This is a genomic window from Mesorhizobium sp. M2C.T.Ca.TU.002.02.1.1 (assembly GCF_003997225.1).
On sequence record NZ_RZTO01001557.1, the window covers coordinates 1 to 345 of the forward strand.

At 65.2% G+C, this 345-nt stretch carries 1 pseudogene; it reads right to left on the reverse strand.

The features are described 5' to 3' along the window. Positions 1-345, reverse strand: a pseudogene (locus EOD07_RS37260) (exopolyphosphatase); the annotation flags it as partial.

The following is a 345-nucleotide window of genomic DNA, read 5'->3' on the forward strand; positions in this document are numbered from 1 at the left end:
CGTGACGATAGGCGTTGGCCATCGCCAGGAAAGCACGGCCAGGATGGTCGACGCCGAAGAAGGACGCGTGCGCAATGATGTTGAGCGATTGCTTGCCGCGGTATTCGGGATGCGCGCGCCAGCCGATATCGGCCAGCAATGCGGCCGCGTGGCGGTAGCGCGCCTCGTCCTCGGTCTCGTCGATGCCGAAGGCCGCAAAGGTCTTGGCGGTCCAGTCGACAAGTTCGTGCGCATGGGTGACGGAGCGCGAGCGCAGGCGGGCGAGTTCCTCCGAGGCCGAAATCAGCGGATCGGCCTTCTGCTCCGCCTCGTCGAGCAGCGAATAGAGAAAGCCTTCACGCACGC